This is a genomic window from Wolbachia endosymbiont of Drosophila leontia (assembly GCF_028981785.1).
GTDB classification, from domain to species: Bacteria; Pseudomonadota; Alphaproteobacteria; order Rickettsiales; family Anaplasmataceae; genus Wolbachia; species Wolbachia pipientis.
The window spans coordinates 1-4692 of the sequence record NZ_JAPQLK010000049.1 but is presented as its reverse complement, the minus strand read 5'-3'; the positions used below and the strand labels follow the sequence as shown (position 1 = coordinate 4692).

General features: G+C 37.6%; 3 protein-coding genes and 2 tRNA genes. 3 read left to right on the top strand and 2 right to left on the bottom strand.

The genetic code is table 11. The annotated features are described in order from the left end of the window. Nucleotides 1–161: 161 nt before the first annotated feature. The gene (gene thrS / locus OZD63_RS01540) at nt 162–2063 is read left to right on the top strand and encodes a threonine--tRNA ligase (protein ID WP_275007938.1); all 1902 of its coding nucleotides are present in this window, start codon (nt 162–164) and stop codon (nt 2061–2063) included. 12 nt (nt 2064–2075) lie between these two features. Continuing rightward, nucleotides 2076–2594, top strand: a complete 519-nt coding sequence (infC, locus tag OZD63_RS01535) for a translation initiation factor IF-3 (RefSeq protein ID WP_274979921.1) — start codon at nt 2076–2078, stop codon at nt 2592–2594. Between the two features lie 28 nt (nt 2595–2622). On the opposite strand, the gene nuoF is transcribed toward infC, so the two are convergent. Together nuoF and OZD63_RS01525 are read right to left on the bottom strand one after the other, a co-directional pair. Beyond that, nucleotides 2623–3876, bottom strand: coding sequence for an NADH-quinone oxidoreductase subunit NuoF (gene nuoF / locus OZD63_RS01530; protein WP_274979922.1), 1254 nt, complete (start codon nt 3874–3876; stop codon nt 2623–2625). A 19-nt stretch (nt 3877–3895) separates the two neighbouring features. Continuing rightward, nucleotides 3896–3968: transfer RNA gene (locus OZD63_RS01525), tRNA-Lys, on the bottom strand. A 341-nt stretch (nt 3969–4309) separates the two neighbouring features. Here OZD63_RS01525 and OZD63_RS01520 point away from each other — a divergent pair. Further along, nucleotides 4310–4385, top strand: a tRNA-Ala gene (locus tag OZD63_RS01520). Nucleotides 4386–4692 lie beyond the last annotated feature (307 nt).

Below are 4692 nucleotides of genomic sequence, written 5' to 3'. Positions count from 1 at the left end.
CCCTCATTTTTTGTGGCATATTTTTTCTTTCAAGGTTAAATGGCTATTTTATAATGAATTTTGTCAGTAGCCACCAGATTTTTTCAGTTGCTATGCAACAAAGCCATCCCAGTGTCACGCACTGGGATGACAAAGAGAGGGTTAGACAAAAGGGTCGATAAATGATTAGGATTACTTTTTCAGCCGAACAAAAAGTAAAAGAATACAGTGGTAAAGTTACTGGCTTTGATATATTACAACCGGATGTTTTGAAAGAAGCAATTGCCTTTAAGGTAAATGGTGAGTTGCATGATCTCTCACGTGAAATTGAAGCTGATGCAGAGATAGAGGTGATACAACTGAGTGACGAAGCGGGTTTAGATATAATAAGGCATGATGCTGCTCACATAATGGCACAGGCAGTGAAAGAGCTATTTCCTAATACTCAGATTACTATCGGCCCAACAATTCAGGACGGTTTTTACTATGATTTTGCTACAGGTCGTACCTTCACTACGGACGATCTTACCGCAATAGAAAAGAAAATGAAGGAGATTGTAAAAAGTAACCACAGATTTGTTCGAGAAGTTTGGACTCGCAAGCAGTCAGTTGATTTCTTTAGTGGTATAGGCGAAAAATATAAGGTTGATATTATCTCATCCATACCAGAGGGTGAAAACCTAACTGTTTATAGGCAAGGTGATTTTGTTGACCTATGCCGTGGTCCGCACTCACCATCAACCGGCAGAGTTAAAGCGTTTAAACTTATGAAAGTAGCGGGTGCATACTGGCGAGGTGATGCAAAGGGCCCAATGTTGCAGCGAATATATGGCACAGCATGGAGAAATAAGGATGAATTAAACGCTTATCTTGAGTGTCTCAAAGAAGCAGAGAAACGTGATCACCGCAAAATTGCCAAGGATATGGATTTATTTCACATCCAAGAGGAAGCTGTTGGGCAGGTTTTTTGGCATGAACAAGGATATATTCTATATAATGTTCTTGAGTCTTACATCAGAAAGAAGCTAATAAATAATGGCTATTTTGAGGTAAAGACTCCTATTTTAGTAAGTAAAGAGCTGTGGGAAAGATCTGGACATTGGGATAAGTTTCGTGAAAATATGTTTATTGTTGACGAATCTGAGAATAAAAAGTTAGCAATAAAACCCATGAATTGTCCTTGTCATGTGCAGATTTTTAATTCTCACACCAGGAGCTACCGTGATTTACCAATACGTATGGCAGAGTTTGGCACATGCCATAGAAATGAAAGCTCAGGATCATTGCACGGACTGATGCGAGTGCGTGGTTTTACGCAAGACGATGCACACATTTTTTGTATGGAAGAACAAGTGAATTCTGAGACTATAAAGTTTTGTGACCTTTTAAAAGAAGTATATTCAGAGCTTGGATTTAATGAAATTTCTGTGAAATTTTCAGACCGTCCAGATATTAGAGCAGGTAATGATGAAGTGTGGGATAGAGCTGAAAAAGCGCTGCTTGAAGCCGTTAAAGAAGCAGGCTTGAGTTATAAACTTAACCCTGGTGAAGGTGCATTTTATGGTCCAAAGTTAGAGTTTGTCTTGAAAGATGCAATAGGCAGAAGCTGGCAATGTGGAACATTACAAGTTGATTTCATTTTACCAGAACGTCTGGGAGCTTTTTATATAGGAGCAGATGGACAAAAGCATCACCCTGTCATGTTACATAGGGCAATTCTTGGAACTTTTGAGCGTTTTATTGGAATTTTGATAGAAAATTATGCAGGAAAATTTCCAGTTTGGCTTGCTCCAACGCAACTTGCTATTCTGACCATTACAAATGAGGCTGACGGTTACGCCACAGAAATTAGCAATATTCTAAAAGAACAAGGTGTGAGAGTCAAGACTGATTTGACCAATGAAAAAATTAGTTATAAGATACGTTTGCATAGTTCAAACAAGGTTCCTATATTGTGGATTGTAGGCAAAAATGAAGTTACAAGTAAAACTGTGTCAGTAAGAAATTTAGGATCGGGAAGACAGGAGTCTTTTTTTTTGGAAAAGGCTAATGAATCGCTGTTAAAAAGTATTAATTTGAATTAAGGGAGTTAAAGTTTGCAAGTTAAAAAGAACAATAAAAACAGAATTAATGGATTTATCACAGCTAAGGAGGTACGCTTAGTTGATCATAGTGGTGAAATGGTCGGAATCGTGCCAATAGAACGAGCTTTGGAATTTGCACAGGGTGTTGGTTTAGACTTGGTGGAAATTGCACCTGATTCAACCCCTCCAGTATGTAAAATTCTGGATTATAGCAAGCAAAAGTATGATATAAAAAAGAAAGCAAGTGAAGCAAAAAAGAAACAAAAAACATTAACTATAAAAGAAATTAAACTGGGTCCTAATATTGGTGATCACGACTACGAAACAAAATTGCGTCAAGCAAGAGACTTACTTGTCCACGGACATAAAATTAAAGTCACAATGAGATTTAGAGGGAGAGAGCTTATAAACACTGAAGTTGGACTGGAAAAATTAGAACGGCTAATTCGAGACACTGAAGATATCGCAAAGGTAGAATTGGCACCTAAAAGAGAAGGGAATCAATATTTTTTAGCTCTGGCTGCTAAGTAGCAAAACGGCTTAAGAAGTATAAGTAAAGTTAAATTATCGCTCTCTCTTTGATAACATGGCGAAAATGTCTTATTAATCCTTGAATCGGCCAAGCTGCAGCATCGCCAAGCGCGCAAATTGTATGTCCTTCTATTTGAGTTGTAAGGTCAAGCAGCTTATCTATTTCATCAGGTTTAATATCTCCTGCCACCATCCTCTTCATAATCCTCCACATCCATCCAGTACCTTCACGGCATGGTGTGCATTGTCCACAGGACTCATGCATATAAAAGTGTGATAACCTCTCTATTGCAGCTATTATATCAGTTGATTTATCCATCACTATTACAGCAGCAGTACCAAGCCCTGATTGTGCAGTTCTTAATGAATCAAAATCCATTTCAATAGTATCGCATATAGATTTTGGAATTAATGGCACTGAAGACCCACCAGGTATTACAGCAAGTAAATTATCCCAACCTCCTCGCACTCCACCTGCGTATTTTTCAATTAATTCACGTAATGGAATTCCGAGCTCTTCTTCAACATTACACGGGTTGTTTACATGTCCTGAAATACAAAAGACCTTGGTACCAGTATCATTTGGTTTACCAAGAGATGTAAACCATTCTCCTCCGCGATTTAGAATATCTGGAACCATGGCTATAGTTTCAACGTTGTTTATTGTGGTTGGGCAGCCAAAAAGTCCAACACCTGCGGGAAATGGAGGCTTCATGCGAGGAAAGCCCTTTTTTCCTTCAATTGATTCGAGTTGAGCTGTTTCTTCCCCACATATGTAAGCTCCTGCGCCCCTATGGATAAACACATCAAGATCATAACCTGATTTGCAGGCATTTTTTCCAATTAAACCTTCTTTATAGGCTTCCTCAAGTGCTTTTTTTAGAACTAAATATTCATTATAAAATTCACCCCTGATATAAATATACGCAACTGATGCGCTGATCGCTTTGCCGGCCAGGAGAATTCCCTCAAGTAACTTATGTGGCTCATATCGCAATATATCTCTATCTTTACATGTACCAGGTTCTGACTCATCTGCATTGACTACTAAATATGCTTTTGGGAGATTTTTGGGCATAAAGCTCCACTTAAGGCCGGTGGAAAATCCTGCACCCCCTCGACCTCTCAAACCAGATTTCTTTACTTCATCAATGATCTTTTCTGATCCTAAATCCAGTAATTCCTTTGTTTTTTGCCAGCTACCACGTTTTTTTGCACCCTCAAGTAGTGGAGTTCCTTTACCATTTAGGTTGGTGAATATTTTGTCTTGTTCTTTTAGCATGTTTTTCAAAATTTGTGAGTGATCCCGACGCGATTCGAACGCGTGACCCACTGATTAAAAGTCAGTTGCTCTACCGGCTGAGCTACGGGATCATTTCATTTTTCAGCTATACTAAACATCAATACAGTTTTTATCCGTTTTAATCAAACTAAAATTTTCATGTGTGGTTAAATAAATTATATAATATACTGCGTTAGTGATAATTTAGTTAAAAAATCTATGAACAATTTAAAAAAATTTCCAAAGGAAAACCTCTTGTTAATTTTCAGTTCACAGATTTATTTGGATGGTGTGACGTATAACGCTAAGGAGACAAAAAAATAGAGAAGTGTGTACACCCTGCGGAATTTGTACACTATTTAGCAATAGCCTAATAGATAAATATTTCTTGCATTTCAGCCTGAGTGATTTATGCTTTAAGCAAGAATTACCTGGGGGTATAGCTCAGCTGGTAGAGCATCTGTTTTGCACGCAGAAGGTCAGCGGTTCGATCCCGCTTGCCTCCACCAGTCTATACAGCTCTAGCTGCCACAAAACCTGTCAAAGCAGCTTATTTTAATCTATGAGGATTTTATACTATTTCCCTGAAAATCTCTATTTCTTTTCGTAACTTTTCTCTACACAAGTAATGTTGGTTATTACAATTGTAATATATACTAACTTAACAATAAATTAATCAATAAATGTTAGAACCTGTTAAGGATCTCGAAAATATGAGGTAAAATAAGCATAGTTAAGAAAGAGGTATATCTATGCAAAAAAGCTATCCAAGAGATATAAGTAAAGAACAATTTGAAAAAATTAGACCAATACTGG